Source organism: Phreatobacter sp., assembly GCF_052440005.1.
Classification (GTDB): Bacteria; Pseudomonadota; Alphaproteobacteria; order Rhizobiales; family Phreatobacteraceae; genus Phreatobacter.
The window spans coordinates 1-14,422 of record NZ_JBQVQL010000105.1; the positions used below are offsets into that span (position 1 = coordinate 1).

General features: G+C 70.6%; 14 protein-coding genes, 2 tRNA genes and 1 pseudogene. 10 read left to right on the forward strand and 7 right to left on the reverse strand.

The window, feature by feature from the left end:
• From ACT6XY_RS19645 to ACT6XY_RS19680, 8 genes and pseudogenes are all read left to right on the forward strand, one after another.
• Positions 1–246: pseudogene (locus ACT6XY_RS19645) on the forward strand (hypothetical protein); the annotation flags it as partial.
• Positions 243–743 (forward strand): GNAT family N-acetyltransferase, encoded by a 501-nt coding sequence (locus ACT6XY_RS19650; protein ID WP_444749997.1) that lies wholly within the window; start codon positions 243–245, stop codon positions 741–743. The pseudogene ACT6XY_RS19645 and the gene ACT6XY_RS19650, both read left to right, overlap by 4 nt.
• A 239-nt stretch (positions 744–982) precedes the next feature.
• Positions 983–3,439, forward strand: a complete 2,457-nt coding sequence (locus ACT6XY_RS19655; RefSeq protein WP_444749998.1) for a PAS-domain containing protein — start codon at positions 983–985, stop codon at positions 3,437–3,439.
• A complete protein-coding gene (gene tsaE / locus ACT6XY_RS19660; RefSeq protein WP_444749999.1) occupies positions 3,436–4,944 on the forward strand; it encodes a tRNA (adenosine(37)-N6)-threonylcarbamoyltransferase complex ATPase subunit type 1 TsaE in 1,509 nt (502 codons plus the stop codon). The genes ACT6XY_RS19655 and tsaE overlap by 4 nt, the downstream gene beginning before the upstream one ends.
• Positions 4,941–5,654 (forward strand): nucleotidyltransferase family protein, encoded by a 714-nt coding sequence (locus tag ACT6XY_RS19665; protein ID WP_444750000.1) that lies wholly within the window; start codon positions 4,941–4,943, stop codon positions 5,652–5,654. Before tsaE ends, ACT6XY_RS19665 begins: the two co-directional genes overlap by 4 nt.
• 86 nt (positions 5,655–5,740) lie before the next feature.
• Positions 5,741–6,145, forward strand: a complete 405-nt coding sequence (gene rbfA, locus ACT6XY_RS19670) for a 30S ribosome-binding factor RbfA (RefSeq protein ID WP_444750001.1) — start codon at positions 5,741–5,743, stop codon at positions 6,143–6,145.
• On the forward strand, positions 6,028–7,065 hold the full coding sequence (gene truB / locus ACT6XY_RS19675; protein WP_444750010.1) for a tRNA pseudouridine(55) synthase TruB: 1,038 nt from the start codon (positions 6,028–6,030) through the stop codon (positions 7,063–7,065). Before rbfA ends, truB begins: the two co-directional genes overlap by 118 nt.
• Before the next feature lie 72 nt (positions 7,066–7,137).
• Positions 7,138–7,222: transfer RNA gene (locus ACT6XY_RS19680), tRNA-Leu, on the forward strand.
• 209 nt (positions 7,223–7,431) lie between these two features.
• Here the strand turns inward: ACT6XY_RS19680 and ACT6XY_RS19685 are convergent.
• Both ACT6XY_RS19685 and ACT6XY_RS19690 read right to left on the reverse strand, forming a co-directional pair.
• The gene (locus tag ACT6XY_RS19685; protein WP_444750002.1) at positions 7,432–7,959 is read right to left on the reverse strand and encodes a hypothetical protein; all 528 of its coding nucleotides are present in this window, start codon (positions 7,957–7,959) and stop codon (positions 7,432–7,434) included.
• A gap of 198 nt (positions 7,960–8,157) precedes the next feature.
• Positions 8,158–9,300, reverse strand: a complete 1,143-nt coding sequence (locus tag ACT6XY_RS19690) for a hypothetical protein (RefSeq protein ID WP_444750003.1) — start codon at positions 9,298–9,300, stop codon at positions 8,158–8,160.
• 171 nt (positions 9,301–9,471) lie between these two features.
• Between ACT6XY_RS19690 and ACT6XY_RS19695 the strand changes: the two genes are divergently transcribed.
• The gene (locus tag ACT6XY_RS19695) at positions 9,472–9,756 is read left to right on the forward strand and encodes a hypothetical protein (protein WP_444750004.1); all 285 of its coding nucleotides are present in this window, start codon (positions 9,472–9,474) and stop codon (positions 9,754–9,756) included.
• Positions 9,757–9,831: 75 nt separating this feature from the next.
• On the opposite strand, the gene ACT6XY_RS19700 is transcribed toward ACT6XY_RS19695, so the two are convergent.
• The 3 genes from ACT6XY_RS19700 to ACT6XY_RS19710 all read right to left on the reverse strand — a co-directional run bounded on the left by ACT6XY_RS19700 (position 9,832) and on the right by ACT6XY_RS19710 (position 11,899).
• Positions 9,832–10,125: a PilZ domain-containing protein gene (locus tag ACT6XY_RS19700; RefSeq protein WP_444750005.1), complete on the reverse strand. Its 294-nt coding sequence runs from the start codon at positions 10,123–10,125 to the stop codon at positions 9,832–9,834.
• Positions 10,126–10,204: 79 nt separating this feature from the next.
• On the reverse strand, positions 10,205–11,497 hold the full coding sequence (gene murA, locus ACT6XY_RS19705; RefSeq protein ID WP_444750006.1) for a UDP-N-acetylglucosamine 1-carboxyvinyltransferase: 1,293 nt from the start codon (positions 11,495–11,497) through the stop codon (positions 10,205–10,207).
• Positions 11,498–11,653: 156 nt separating this feature from the next.
• Positions 11,654–11,899: a hypothetical protein gene (locus ACT6XY_RS19710; protein WP_444750007.1), complete on the reverse strand. Its 246-nt coding sequence runs from the start codon at positions 11,897–11,899 to the stop codon at positions 11,654–11,656.
• Positions 11,900–12,002: 103 nt separating this feature from the next.
• On the opposite strand from ACT6XY_RS19710, the gene ACT6XY_RS19715 reads away from it, so the two are divergent.
• Positions 12,003–12,077 (forward strand) — tRNA-Thr (locus tag ACT6XY_RS19715).
• A 34-nt stretch (positions 12,078–12,111) separates the two neighbouring features.
• On the opposite strand, the gene ACT6XY_RS19720 is transcribed toward ACT6XY_RS19715, so the two are convergent.
• Entirely contained in the window at positions 12,112–12,465 is a 354-nt protein-coding gene (locus ACT6XY_RS19720; RefSeq protein ID WP_444750008.1) for a c-type cytochrome, read from the reverse strand.
• Positions 12,466–12,626: 161 nt separating this feature from the next.
• Positions 12,627–14,422: extracellular solute-binding protein (locus ACT6XY_RS19725; protein WP_444750009.1), on the reverse strand; the 1,796-nt coding region annotated here is incomplete at its 5' end.

The following is a 14,422-nucleotide window of genomic DNA, read 5'->3' on the forward strand; positions in this document are numbered from 1 at the left end:
GTCGCGCAACGGGCAGCGGCGGTCCCGGTCGTGGTGGTCGGCCCCGGCGCCGAGGCGATCCTCGCGGCCTGGCCAGAGGGCGCCTCCCCGCCTGCCGTGCTGGACGGCCGGGCGGCGCCCGACATCGCCGTCGTTGCGCGCTTGGGGGCGGCGAGCGATCCAGCCAGCGCGCCCTGCCGGCCCTTCTACCTCAAGGCGGTGGACGCCAAGCCGCAGGCGCCGGTGCAGCCGGGCACGCCGCCATGACCACCTTCACCGACCTCGTCTTCTGGTGGCCGCGGTCCGAGCCTGTGGTGGCGCGGGCGACGATCCAGGACTGCGACGACCTCGCCGCGGTCCACGCCGCGTCCTTCCACCGGGGCTGGGGCGCGGAGGACCTCGCCGCCATGCTGCGCGAGACGTCCGTCGTCGCCCACACCGTCCGCCGCCGGGCGAGCGCGCCCGCATCCGCCTTCATCCTCAGCCGCATCGCGGCCGACGAGGCGGAAATCCTGACCGTCGCCACCGCCCCGCCGCTGCGCGGCCGCGGCTATGGCGGGCGGCTGATCGCGGCCCACCTGCCGGACCTCATGCGGGCCGGCGTGCGCCACCTGTTCCTCGAGGTGGAAGCGGAGAATGCCGCGGCGCTGAAGCTCTACGAGCGGGCCGGATTTCTCCCGATCGGGCGGCGCAAGGGCTACTACCGCACCGCGCAGGGCACGGCCGACGCCGTCACCATGCGCCGCGACCTGCCGGCGATCTGAGACGTCGCCTGATCAGGCGAAATTTCCCGCCCCCGTTCCCGTTCTGGACTCTTAGACCGCGAGTCTCCGCAAGGTTAGATTGGGCCTGATTCGCGCCGTGGGCGGCACCGGCGCGCAATCCCTTCAGCCCACTCGCGTGCCGCACCGTGACGTAAGGATACGAGATGCCGGGCCTGCCGAGGGTCGACGACGCATCCGGTGGGGACGGAGAGCCGCAACCGGCGCCCGCGTGGCGGGCCTTGCGGCTCGTCCCGGCGACCGCCGCCGCCCTTCTCGCCAGCACCGCCCTCGTCGCGGCCGGTGACGCGGCGCCCACCTTGCCCGAACTTCTCGGCGCGATCCGGGCCCATGAATGGGCGGCCTTCGGCCTCAATGTTGGCGTGGTGGTCTTCGGTGTGGTCACCGCCATCGGCCTCTTGCGCACGCGCGCGAGCGCCGCCGCCGCCGCCCGCCAGGCCCGGCGCGAGATCAACGAACTCAGGCTCGCGCTCGACCGCAGCGCCGAACTCCTGACGCTCGATCCCCATGTCGTGGTCGTCTGGGGCGGCGACCGCGACGAGCCCGAGATCGCCGGCGACGTGCCGCTGGTCACCGACCTGCCCGTGGCGCGGCGGGTCCTCGCCTTCGGCTCCTGGTTGCCCGCGGACCGGGCGGCGGAGCTGGAGCGCGCCGTCGACACCCTGCGCTCCGCCGGCACGCCGTTCCGCCTCGACGTGGTCAGCCAGGCCGGCCGGCCTGTGGAGGCCGAGGGTCGGCCCATCGGCGGGCGTGCCGTGCTGCGCCTGCGCCTCGTCGGGGGTGTGCGCGAGGAACTCGTCCAGCTGCGCGCCGGCCACGACGCGCTGGTGCGCGAGACCGCCACCATCCGCTCCTTCCTCGGCGCCCTCTCGCTGCCGGTCTGGCTGCGCGACGCCGAGGGCCGCATCACCTGGGTCAACACGGCCTATGCCGCCGCCACCGATGCCGCCGACGGCGCACGGGCGGTGGCCGCCGGCAACGAGCTGCTCGACCCCGCCGATCGCAACGAGGCGGCACGCTGCCGCTCGGCCCGCACGCCCTTCGCCCGCCGCGTCGCGGCGGTGGCGGCCGGCCAGCGGCGCATCTTCGACGTCATCGAGACGCCGGCGGGCGCCGGCTCGGCCGGCATCGCCGTCGACGTGACCGAACTCGAAACGGTGCGCTCGGAACTCTCGGTCGAGATGGAGACGCACAAGCGCACCCTCGACCAGCTGGCGACGGCTGTGGCCATCTTCGACGCCGGCAAGCGCCTGGTGTTCAACAACGAGGCCTTCCGCCAGCTCTGGGACCTGGAGCCCGCCTTCCTCCACCAGGCCCCGACCGACGGCGACATCCTCGACCGGCTGCGCGAGCGCCGGCTGCTCCCCGAACAGTCCAACTACCGCGAGTGGAAGAAGACGCTGCACCGGGTCTACGAGGCGGTGGACACCGAGCCGCGCATCCTCGAATGGCCGCTGCCCGACGGCCGGTTCCTGCGCGTCGTGCAGAACCCGGACCCTGCCGGGGGCGTCACCTACGTGTTCGAGGACCTGACGCAGCGCCTGCAGCTCGAGACCCAGGTCCAGGCCCTCGGCCGGGTGCAGCGCGAGACCATCGACAATCTCGACGAGGCGGTGGCGGTGTTCGGCTCCGACGGCCGCCTCTCGCTGTCCAACCGCGCCTTCGCCGCCCTCTGGGAGCTCGACGACAAGGTGCTGGAGGGACGGCCGAAGATCGACCAGATCGCCAGCCTGTGCCTGCCCTACGTCCGCGACGGCGGCATCCTGTCGGACATCCGCGCCGCGGTGACGGCCCTCGCCGACGAGCGCCGCCAGCGCACCTTCCGCATCGAGCGCACCGACGGATCGGTGCTGGACACCGGAACGGCGCCGCTGCCGGGCGGGGCGACTCTCGTCACCTTCAGGAACGTCACCAACATGGTGATGGTCCAGCTTGCCCTCACCGAGCGCAACGAGGCGCTGGAATCGGCCGCCAAGCTGCGCAACGACTTCGTCCACCACGTCTCCTACCAGCTGCGCACGCCGCTCACGACCATCATCGGCTTCGCCCAGGTGCTGGACGACCCGTCCATCGGCCCGCTCAACGACAAGCAGCGCGAATATCTCGGCTATATCGGTGCCTCCTCGGCCTCGCTGCTGTCGATCATCAACGACGTGCTCGACCTCGCCACCATCGACGCCGGCGTCATGGAGCTGGAACTGGGCGAGGTCGACATCCGCGCCACCATCCAGGCGGCGGTGGACGCGGTGCGCGACCGCATCACCGAGAACCAGATCCGCATCGAGACGCGCATCGCCCGTGACATCGGCACGTTCCGGGCCGACGCCCAACGCGTGCGCCAGGTGCTGTTCAACCTCCTCTCCAACGCCATCGGCTTTTCCGACCGCGGCGGCCTCGTCGTGCTGGACGCGGCCCGCGAGGGCGAGGAGATCGTCTTCAAGGTGCGCGACCAGGGCGCGGGAATCGCTCCCGACATGGTCGGGCGCATGTTCGAGCGCTTCGAGACGCGCTCCACCGGCACGCGCCACCGCGGTGCCGGGCTCGGCCTCTCCATCGTGCAGAGCTTCGTCCAGCTGCATCGCGGGCGCATCGAGGTGGAGACGGCGCCGGGCAGCGGGACGCAGGTGAAGGTCATCTTCCCGGCCCATCTCGAGGATTTCTCCAAGGCCGCCGAATGACCGAACCGTTCCGCCACAGTCGCATGCTCGCCAATGAGGCGGAGACGCGCGAGCTCGCTATGGACCTCGCCATGGCCGCGCAAGCCCACGACGTCGTGACGCTGGAAGGCGACCTCGGCGCGGGAAAGTCGACGCTTGCCCGGGCCCTCATCCGCGCCATCGCCGAGGACGAGAAGCTCGAGGTGCCGAGCCCGACCTTCGCGCTGATCCAGCCCTATGACCTGAAGCGCCTGCCGGTCATCCATGCCGATCTCTACCGCGTGACCTCGCCCGACGAGATCGCCGAACTCGGATGGGACGAGGCGGCCGAAGGCGCCCTGCTCATCGTCGAGTGGCCGGACCGCCTCGGCGGCGCGCTCTCCGGCGACCGGCTCGAGATTGCCCTGACGCTGGCGCCGGCCCGCGGTCCCGGCGCCCGCCAGGCGGTGCTGACCGGCCACGGCGCCTGGGCCGGGCGGCTGGCGCGACTGGTCGCCCTGCGCGGCTTCCTCAACAATGCGGGCTGGGGCGGCTCGCTGCGCCGCCACCTGCAGGGCGACGCCTCCTCGCGCTCCTACGAGCGGCTGCTGGACGGCCAGCGCCGCGCCGTGCTGATGAACGCGCCGAAGAAGCCGGACGGGCCGCCGGTGAAGAACGGCCTGCCCTACAGCCGCATCGCCCATCTCGCCGAGGACATGGTGCCCTTCGTCGCCATGGCCGAGGGCCTGCGCGACATCGGCCTGTCGGCCCCGGAGATCGAGGCGGTCGACCTCGACCAGGGCTTCCTCATCATCGAGGATCTCGGCGGCGAAGGAGTCCTCAGGGACGGCGCGCCCATCGCCGAACGCTACATGGCGGCGGTGGAGGTGCTGGCGCTGATCCATGCGCGGCCGCGCGCCGCGACGCTGGCGACGCCGAAGGGCGCCTATGCGCTGCCGGCCTACGACAAGGAGGCTCTGACCATCGAGGTGGAACTCCTCCTCGACTGGTACCTGCCGATGAAGGACGCGCGCATTCCGGCGAGCGAGAAATACGTCTTCCTGCAGCGCTGGGGCGAACTCTTCGCCGAGGTGGAAGCGGCGCCGCAGACCTGGGTGCTGCGCGACTTCCACTCGCCGAACCTCATCTGGCTCGCCGGCCGCGAGGGGGTGGAGAAGGTCGGCCTCATCGATTTCCAGGACGCGGTGATGGGGCCGGCGGCCTATGACGTCGCCTCGCTCCTGCAGGACGCGCGCATCACCGTGCCGGAGGAGCTCGAACTCCAGCTCCTGTCGCGCTACGCCTCGGCGCGCAAGGCGGACGATCCCACCTTCGACATGGCCGCCTTCGCCCGGCTCTACGCCATCATGGGCGCCCAGCGGGCCACCAAGATCCTCGGCATCTTCGCCCGCCTCGACAAGCGTGACGGCAAGCCGCAATACCTCGCCCACCTGCCGCGCATCTGGGCCTATCTGCAGCGCTGCCTCGCCCACCCGGCCCTCGCCCAGGTGAAGCGCTGGGTCGACGACCGCGTGCCGCCGCCGTGACCGGCATCGACAGCGCGATGGTGCTGGCGGCGGGGCTCGGCACCCGCATGCGGCCGATCACCGACCGCATCCCGAAGCCGCTGGTGCGGGTGGGTCCCAAGACCCTGCTCGACCACGTGCTGGACCCGCTGGCGGAAGCGGGCATCAGCCGCGCGGTGGTCAACGTCCATCACCTCGCCGACCAGATCGAGGCCGCCGTGGCGGGGCGCCCGGCCCCCGCGGTGACCATCTCCGACGAGCGGGCGCAGATCCTCGATTCCGGCGGCGGCGTCGCCCGCGCGCTGCCGCATCTCGGCGAGACCTTCGTCATCCGCAATGCCGATTCCTTCTGGGCCGACCGCGGGCCGTCCAACCTCGCGCGGATGATCGCCGCCTTCGATCCCGCGCGGATGGACACGCTGCTGCTGCTTGCGCCCATGGAAGGCAGCGTCGGCTTCGACGGGCCGGGCGACTTCTTCCTCGACGCGGACGGCCGTCTGGCGCGACGCGGATCGGCGGCGCGGGCGCCCTATGCCTATGCGGGCGCCGCGATCATGCAGAAGGCGGATTTCGCCGGTCGAACCGACGGCGAGGTCTTCTCGCTGAACGCCCTGTGGAACGCATCGCTGGCAATCGGCCGGCTGCACGGCCTGGTGCTGGACGGCCTGTGGCTCCACGTCGGCACGCCGGACGCCATCGGCGCGGCGGAGCGGGCCATCGCTGCCTCCTGACTTCCCTTTTTTCCCTCGCGGGTGTATGTGCCCGCCTCCTCGTTCCACTTCCACCCGGTCCGACCCCGGGCGAAGGACAAGAAACCATGGCCAAGCGGTTCGAAACGGGCACCGGCCCGTCCCAGCGGCAATTGCGCGTCGGCGAGCTGATGCGCCACGCCCTCGCCGAGGTGCTCTCCCGCGGCGAGATCCACGATCCCGTGCTGCAGAAGCACGTGGTGACCGTTCCGGAGGTGCGCATGTCGCCGGACCTGAAGATCGCCACCTGCTTCGTCATGCCGCTCGGCGGCAAGGACCAGCAGGAGGTGATCCAGGCGCTGGCGCGCAACAAGCGCTACCTGCGCGGCGAGCTCGCCCACCGCACCAATCTCAAATTCGCGCCAGACCTGCGCTTCCGCATCGACGAGTCCTTCGAGGAGGGCTCGCGCATCGACCGCCTGCTGGAGAGCGACGTGGTGCGCCGCGACGTGGACAAGGACGACGAGGCATGAACCAGCCGCGCTCGAAGAAGGTGGACGTCCACGGCTGGGTGGTCCTCGACAAGGACTTCGACCAGACCTCCACCCATGCGGTGTCACAGGTGCGCCGCCTGTTCAACGCCAAGAAGGGCGGCCATGCGGGCACGCTCGACCCGCGCGCCACCGGGCTCCTGCCCATCGCGCTCGGCGAGGCGACCAAGACCGTGCCCTTCGTCATGGATGGCCGCAAGACCTACCGCTTCACGGTGGCCTGGGGCAGCGAGACGAGCACCGACGACACCGAGGGCGAGGTGACCGCCCGGTCCGACCTCCGCCCCACCCGCGAGGCCGTGGAGGCGCTGCTGCCGCGCTACACCGGCACGATCATGCAGGTGCCGCCGAAGTTTTCGGCGATCAAGGTCGGCGGCGAGCGCGCCTATGACCTCGCCCGCGACGGCGAGGAGGTGGTGCTGGAGGCCCGCCCCATCACGGTGGACAGCCTGCGGCTGACCGCCTTCTCCGCCGACAGCGCGGAATTCGAGGCCGAGTGCGGCAAGGGCACCTATGTGCGGGCGATTGCCCGCGACATCGGCCGCGACCTTTCCTGCCTCGGCCACGTGACGGCGCTGAGGCGCACCCGCGTCGGCCCCTTCGGCGAGGACGACACGGTGACGCTCGAGGAGCTGCGTGAGCTCCTGGAGGGCAAGATCGCGGGACAGACGCTGGAAGACGCGCTGCTGCCGGTCGAGGCAGCCCTCGCCGAGGTGCCGGAGGTCAAGGTGACGCGCGACGTCGCCGCCCGCCTGCTGCGCGGCCAGAGCTCGATCCTGCGCGGCCGCGACGCCCCGATCGAGGGGGCGGTGTGGGCTTCTTCCGCCGGCGATCCCATCGCCCTCTGCGAGGTCGAGGCCGGCGAACTCGTGCCCAAAAGGGTCTTCGTCTTCGGGCCGTGAGGACGGCGCGGGACCTTTCGTGCAAAGACCACGTTGACGGGTCCCGCCGCACTCGCTATGAGAGCCGCCTTCGCCCAGATGGCGGAATTGGTAGACGCACTGCTTTCAGGTAGCAGCGCCGCGAGGCGTGGAGGTTCGAGTCCTCTTCTGGGCACCAATTTCACGTTTCAGACGATCCGAGATCGTCCAGAAACCCGCAGAAAAGCCCGGCTCGCCGGGCTTTTTTGTTTTTGGGGGTCCGGTTGGGTCCAACCTGGTCCGGTTGCGCACGATTTTGCGGCTTATGTCCCGGCACCACGGCGTATATCGCGACATGGCCAGCCGGCGGGTCCGGACGGTGTCCGGCTTGCGGGCCCCGTCAACGCGTCAGGGTGCGCCGCGCAGGCAGTTGTCCAGGGCCCGCTGGCGGGACTGGCGGTGAGCCGCCACCGTCTGTTCCGGGGCTCCCCGGCACCAGTTGAGGTGGGCGGCATGATTGGTGTTGTACCAGCCGCTCGCCGGGCACTGAGACTGCCGGGCCCGATTGGCGACGTTCACCGCGTGGTCGGCGTAGTCACGGCAGAAACGGTCGAACTGCGCTTGCGGGTTCGCCCGTGCAAGGCAGGCGTTCAGCGCCTGCTGGCGGGATTGGCGGCCCGCGGCCACCGTCTGCTCCGGCGCGCGGAGGCACCAGTTGTAGTGGAGCGCCCGGTCGGCGACGAAGTCGTTTCGGAACGCGCGGTGCGGCGCGCAGCCGGCCTGAGCGGCCCGGTTCGCCGCGTTCACAGCGTGGTCGGCATAGTCACGACAGAAGCGCTCGAACTGCGCCTGCTGGGCAAAGCCACTTGTCGGGAAGAGGGCCGCCTGGGCCGCTACCACGATACCGAGGGCCAGAAGCCCCATTCTCATGCGCATCAGACTATTCCCCATGCAGGCCGTCGCGATCGACGGCCTCGACCCCTTTGACGCACCGGCATCCCGACGGTGCCGGCATCGAAAAGCTGAGCCGACAGTGACAGTTGTCCCATCGACGGTATCAGGATCGGGCGACGAGACCGTTACGTCAAGCGCCGGGCGGCCCGCGATTGGTGCTTCCTGGGCGCTCGCGCGTCGTCAGCAGGGTCTGATGCCGCACAGCCTCGTCCGCACATCCGCCTCCGGCGGCGGGTGGGCAATCAGCGCCGACATGAGCCGGGGAGGGCCGGAGCCCATCTCCTGACGATATTCGGTCGGATAGATGTCGAAGGCGGCTTCCGCCGCCCTTCCATTGGCGGTGGCGAAGACGGCGCGGCAGGCGTGGTGCTGGGCATAGCGTGGCGTCAGCCCCGCATGCCCGGCCCGTCGCCGGATGGTGCGTTGACAGGACGCGTCACGCATCGCGCCGACATCGGCCGGGCCGAGCACGGTCAGGGGCCCGCCGTCGACCCGTCCCGGCAGCCGGCGCTGGGCGAGGAGACCGCCCCCGTAGGATGCGAGCTGCGCTGGGTTCAGGTTGGCCATGGCAAGGCGCGTGAGGCCATAGTGCCAGTGGTAGGCCAGCGGCAGAACGAACAGCGCGGCCACGACGGCAGCCGTGACGCGGCGGGCGGGTGTCGCCGTCACCGCATCGTAGGCATCGGCGAGGCGGGCGAGAGCATCGGTAACGGGCGGGGCCGGCAGGCTTGCAGCGGGATGGCGGCTGAAGGCACGCCACCGGGCCTCGATCTCGTCCCGCAAGGCCCGGCGCGACAGCGCGAAGTCGTGATGGAGCAGCACCACGCGCATGCGATCACCATCCGGGTGCCGCTGGATGTGGTGTCGCCAGAAGAGGCCCTGCGCGGCGATCCCGTCCACATGGATCTCGCGGTCGTAAAAGGCGCGGGAGACGGTCACGCAGGGCTCGCGGATATAGGTGCCCCAGGTCGCGACCACCGGGCTCATGAAGGAGATCTGCGTCACCTCGGAGATTTCGTCCCAGGGGATCTCGATGCGCGGCCGGGCCGAGTTCTGGACGCCGGTGACGAGCCCCTGCGGGGAGAGCTCGGCGACGACCTTCTCGCCGCGCTTGAGGCCGAGATAGGGAGAGGCGAGGGCAAAGACGCCGAACGCCAGCAGGCCAAGGCCGGGGACCAGGACGGTCGGGTCGCCCTCTTCCGGCAGGATCAGGACGAGGCCGCCGAGCAGGGCGAAGAATAGACCCATGCCGCGGTTGCCGCGAAACGAGTCGGCCAGTGTGACGGTGAGGGTGCGGTCGACGTCGACCTTGCTGCCGGCCACGCTCGCCCCGGATCGCTGCTGTATGGGTCAGGCTAGACCGGAATACCGTTGTGGTGAAGCGGCGCGGGGAACCTTGCGGTGGTGGGCGGCGCCGGGGCGATTGACGCGCCAGGGAACCTTCCACCTTCCGGGGGGTTGTCGGGGTCCTGACCATCCGCGAGGAGTCCCCCCATGAAAGCTCTCACCCTCGGCGCGCTTGCCGCCGCCCTGCTCTTCTCCGCTCCCGCCTTCGCCCAGGACCTGCGCATCCGCGCCGGCGAGGGTGGCGTGTCGATCCGCAGCGACGACGGTCGCCCGGGTTATCGCCGCGACCGCGGCCCGGATCGCGTCATCATCCGCGAGCGTCGCGCCCCGCGCGTGGTGATCCGCGAGCGCGAGCGCTGCCGCAACGTGGTGATCCGCACCGAGCGGCCGAACGGCACGGTCGTGGTGCGCCGCGAGCGCCGCTGCGGCTGATCTGGCGCTCCATCTTCGACGACGACAGGCGAGGCGCTCCCGCGAGGGGGCGCCTTTCGCCGTGTGGAAACGCGGTCAGAACCCGTCGTCGACCTCGACGATGAAGCGCACGCCCATGCTGGCGCCGTCCCGCCAGACGACGGCGCAGCGACGCTGGGCCTGCCGGCCCACCGCCAGCCGCAGCAGGAATTCGTCGGGGACGCCCTCGGGCTCGCGCGCCATGAGGCGCGCGCCGGTCTGCGATACGTCCACGAGGGTGCAGGGAATTTCGGCGCCGTCGGCCAACCGTTCGATCCGCGCGGAGTAGCGAAGGTCCTGGCGCCGCCCGCCGCGCCGGTCCTTCGCACTGGATCGCCTGTCCGCCGCCATCACCGCCGCCGCCCATCACGAGACGGGACACAACCTTGCAGCATATGGTTGCAAAACCCTTGACGCGAACGGTCGCCGCTCAGCCGCCGGAGATGCGCTCGATGTCGGCACCGACGGCGGAGAGCTTGGTCTCCAGCCGCTCGAAGCCGCGGTCGAGGTGATAGACGCGGTTGACCGTCGTCTCGCCCTGGGCGGCGAGCGCGGCGATAACGAGCGACACCGAGGCGCGCAGGTCGGTGGCCATGACCGGGGCGCCCTTCAGCGTGTCGACGCCCTCGATGGTGGCGGTCTGGCCGTCGAGATGGATGTGGGCGCCGAGGCGGGCGAGCTCCTGCACGTGCATGAAGCGGTTCTCGAAGATCGTCTCGGTGATGCGCGAGGTGCCCTTGGCCCGGGTCATCAGGCCCATGAGCTGGGCCTGGAGGTCGGTCGGGAAGCCGGGGAAGGGATCGGTGGTCACCGCGACCGGGCTGAGGCCGTGGCCGTTGCGCTTCACGCGGATGCCCTCGTTGGTCGAGGAGATCTCGGCGCCGGCCTCGACCAGCACGTCGAGGGCGGACTGCAGCAGTTCGGGCCGGGCGCCCTCGAGCAGCACGTCGCCGCCGGCCATGGCGACGCACATGGCATAGGTGCCGGTCTCGATGCGGTCGGCCACCACGGCATGGTGGGCGCCGCGCAGGCGCGGAACGCCGGTGACCTCGATGGTGGCGGTGCCGTGGCCCTTGATGCGGGCGCCCATCTTGATGAGGCAGTCTGCGAGGTCGACGATCTCCGGCTCGCGGGCGGCGTTGTGGATGACCGTGGTGCCCTCGGCGAGGGAGGCGGCCATCAGCGCCACGTGGGTGCCGCCGACGGTGACCTTGCCGAAGTCGATCTCGGCGCCCCTCAGGCCCCTGTCGGCGGAGACCACCGCATAGCCGGCGTCGATGTCGATGGTGGCGCCGAGACGCTCCAGCGCCATCAGCAGCAGGTCCACGGGGCGCGTGCCGATGGCGCAGCCGCCGGGCAGCGAGACCTTGGCGCGGCCCATGCGGGCGACGAGCGGGGCGATGACCCAGAAGCTCGCCCGCATGGTGGAGACGAGCTCATAGGGCGCGGTGGTGTCGACGATGGAGCGGGCGTTGAGGCGCACGGTCTGGCCGGTCAGCACCTCGTCGCCGTTGCGCTTGCCGGCGATGGTGACGTCGACGCCGTGGTTGCCGAGGATGCGGGCGAGGTTCGACACGTCGGAGAGGCGCGGCACGTTGGCCAGCGTCAGCTCGTCCTCGGTGAGGAGCGAGGCGATCATCAGCGGCAGCGCGGCATTCTTGGCGCCCGAGATCGGGATGGTGCCGTGAAGCGGGCGGCCGCCCGTGATGCGGATGCGGTCCATGCGGAACTCCTCGGAGGGAGGGCTGGCCTCGACTGGCGCCCGTCGTCGAATCGCCCGGCAGCGTTTCAGAACCTTGCCGCCCGGCGGGGGCCTTCGTCTAGCCGACCAAAGGAGGCGAAACAAGGAAGGCGGCGCGGCGGAATCCGGCAGGCCCGCTCAGCCGGCCTCGTCCTCGCCCGCGGCGCGGCCGCGCGCCTGCTCCTTGCGGCGCTTCAGATTGGCCTTGAGCTGGGCGGCGAGGCGCTCGGCGCGGGCGTCGCGGAGCTTCGGCGCAGGCCTGACGCCCGCTCCCCTCTCCCGTCCCTCGTCGCCCGCATCGCCGGCCATGGCCGCACCCTGTCCGCCCGTCATCCGCGCCGCGACGATGCCGCGACGGGCGACCCGGCGCAACGGCGTGGTCACCACCGCGCGGCAAATCGCAGACCCGCCCTTGCATCGCGCCGCACCCTGTGGCAGGGAAGCGTCCCGTTCGCACCGCGCATCGTTTCGCGCCTCCGGTGCCCTCGCTGCGGTAGCTCAGTGGTAGAGCACTCCCTTGGTAAGGGAGAGGTCGAGAGTTCAATCCTCTCTCGCAGCACCATCTTCTTCCCTGCTCCCGCGCCCAGCGATTGCCCTCACCGCCGCCGTTCCAGGCTCTTCAGGAAGGCGATGAAGTCCTCGATCTGGTCGGGGTCGAAGCGGAACTGCGGCATGGAGGGGTGGCCGGTCATGATTCCCTCGGCGAGCGCTTCCGACAGGTTCTCCACCGCATAGCTGCGATGAAGGTCGCGGAAGGCCGGGGCGGCCGTCAGCGGGCTCGGCGAGACGCGGTCGACGGCGTGGCAGGTGGCGCAGTGGGTGCGGGCGAGCGTCAGGCCGCGCTGGATGCTGGCGGCCGTGGCAGGGGCCGCGGACACGGCCAGACCCAGGGCGAGGCCGCCGGCGAGGACCGCGCGACAACCTCCGGCAGGTGGGGATCGGCTCGGCATGGTTGCGCCTCCGGTGATCCGGTCCGGCGGGGGCCGATGCGCGGGATGCGCAGGAGGGTCATCCGGGGACGGTACCGCCGTGATGATGACGATAGACCCGGACAAGACCTTGTCCTCGATCAACCCCGCCGTTCAGGCGTCCGGGCGCAGCGCGCCGCCGCTCACGTCCGCTCGATCCTCGCCGCCTTCGCCGGGTCGAACCACCATGTCGCCGGCACGCCGCGGCTGTACTTCGGCTTCCGCTCGGGATGGCCGAACTGGTCCCAGTAGGCGATCCAGTGGGAGGCCTTGTACCAGTTGGGCACCCAGTAGCGACCCGAGCGCAGCACGCGGTCGAGGCAGAGGCAGAGCGTCGTCAGCTCGGGCCGGGTGTTGACCGCGAGGATCTTCTGGATCAGCGCGTCGATGACGGGGTCGGCGATGCCGGCGAGGTTCTGCGAGCCCGGCTGCTTGCCGCTCTCCGAGCCGAAGAAGGTGCGCAGCGATTCGCCCGGGGTGAGCGAGAGCGAATAGCGGCGGATGGTGAGGTCGAAGTCGTAATCCTTGAGGCGCGACTGGTACTGGGCCGAATCGACCCGGCGGATGGTCGCCGCGATGCCGAGTCTGCGGAGATTGGCGACGAAGGGCTGGGTGTGGCGCTCCAGCGAATTGTCGTAGTCGAGGAACTCCACCGTCATCGGCTTTCCGGCGGCATCGATGAGGCGGTTGTCCTTCAGGGTGAACCCCGCCTCGCGCAGGAGCTGGGTGGCCAGGCGCAGGAGGTTGCGGTCCTGGCCGGACGCGTTGGAGACGGGGGGCACGTAGGGCTCGCCGAAGACCTCGTCCGGCACCTTGCCGCGGAACGGCTCGAGGATGGCGAGCTCCTCCGCCGAGGGCTTGCCCACCGCCATCATCGGCGAGTTCTGGAAGAAGGAATGGGTGCGCTTGTAGCTGTCGAACATGACGTTCTTGTTCGTCCATTCGAAGTCGAAGGCGAGGCCGAGCGCCTCGCGCAGCTTCGGATGGGCGAACTTCTCGCGCCGCGTGTTGATGAACCAGCCCTGCGCGCCCGAGGGCGTCTCGTCCGGCACCTCGCGGCGCAGGACGCGGCCGTCCTTGGCGGCAGGGAAATCGTACTGCGTCGCCCAGGCGCGGGAGGTGAACTCCTCGCGGAAGGTATAGGTGCGGCTCTTGAAGGCCTCGAAGGCGACGTCGCGGTCGCGGAAGAACTCGACGCGGATGACGTCGAAATTGTTCTGGCCGACGGAGACGGGCAGCTTCTCGCCCCACCAGTTCCGGACGCGCTCGTATTCGATGAAGCGGCCCGCCTCGAAGCGGCCGACCTTGTAGGCGGCGGAGCCGAGCGGCACGTCCATGGTGGAGGCCTCGAAGTCGCGGCCCGCATACCAGGCCTTCGACAGGATCGGCAGGCCGGCGATGGTCAGCGGCAGTGAGCGCGAGCGGCCCTTCGCGAAGGTGACCGCCACCACCTTCGCGCTTTCGGCGGCGGCGGAGGCGACGTCGCGCAGCACGACGCGCAGCAGCGGATGCCCCTTCTCCTTCAGCGTCAGGATCGACCAGGCGACGTCCTCCGCCGTGATGGGCTTGCCGTCGTGGAAGGTGGCGATGTCGCGGAGCGTGAAGCGGTAGGTGAGGCCGTCCTCGGAGATGGCGACCTTCTCGGCGGCGAAGCCGTACATGGCATCGGGCTCGTCGCCGCCGCCGGCCATGAGGCTCGCGAAGATGTCGTCGAGGCCGGGGGGGGCGTCGCCGCGCAGCACCAGGGTGTTCAGCGTGTTGAAGGTGGTCGGATTTTGGTTGTAGGACCAGGTGGAGGCGGTGTGGATGAAGGTGCCGCCCTTCGGCGCCTGCGGATTGACGTAGTCGAAATGCGGGAAGTCGGCGGGGTATTTGAGGTCGCCGAAATAGGAGATGCCGTGGCTCTCGCCGGCGGCCTGGGCGGGGGCGCCGCGGCCGA

What these genes read in the sequence shown, in the direction of transcription:
- ACT6XY_RS19650 (WP_444749997.1), top strand. Translation starts at nt 243, where the DNA reads ATGACCACCTTCACCGACCTCGTCTTCTGGTGGCCGCGGTCCGAGCCT.
- tsaE (WP_444749999.1), top strand. Translation starts at nt 3,436, where the DNA reads ATGACCGAACCGTTCCGCCACAGTCGCATGCTCGCCAATGAGGCGGAG.
- rbfA (WP_444750001.1), top strand. Translation starts at nt 5,741, where the DNA reads ATGGCCAAGCGGTTCGAAACGGGCACCGGCCCGTCCCAGCGGCAATTG.
- ACT6XY_RS19685 (WP_444750002.1), bottom strand. Translation starts at nt 7,959, where the DNA reads ATGCGCATGAGAATGGGGCTTCTGGCCCTCGGTATCGTGGTAGCGGCC.
- ACT6XY_RS19695 (WP_444750004.1), top strand. Translation starts at nt 9,472, where the DNA reads ATGAAAGCTCTCACCCTCGGCGCGCTTGCCGCCGCCCTGCTCTTCTCC.
- ACT6XY_RS19700 (WP_444750005.1), bottom strand. Translation starts at nt 10,125, where the DNA reads ATGGCGGCGGACAGGCGATCCAGTGCGAAGGACCGGCGCGGCGGGCGG.
- murA (WP_444750006.1), bottom strand. Translation starts at nt 11,497, where the DNA reads ATGGACCGCATCCGCATCACGGGCGGCCGCCCGCTTCACGGCACCATC.
- ACT6XY_RS19720 (WP_444750008.1), bottom strand. Translation starts at nt 12,465, where the DNA reads ATGCCGAGCCGATCCCCACCTGCCGGAGGTTGTCGCGCGGTCCTCGCC.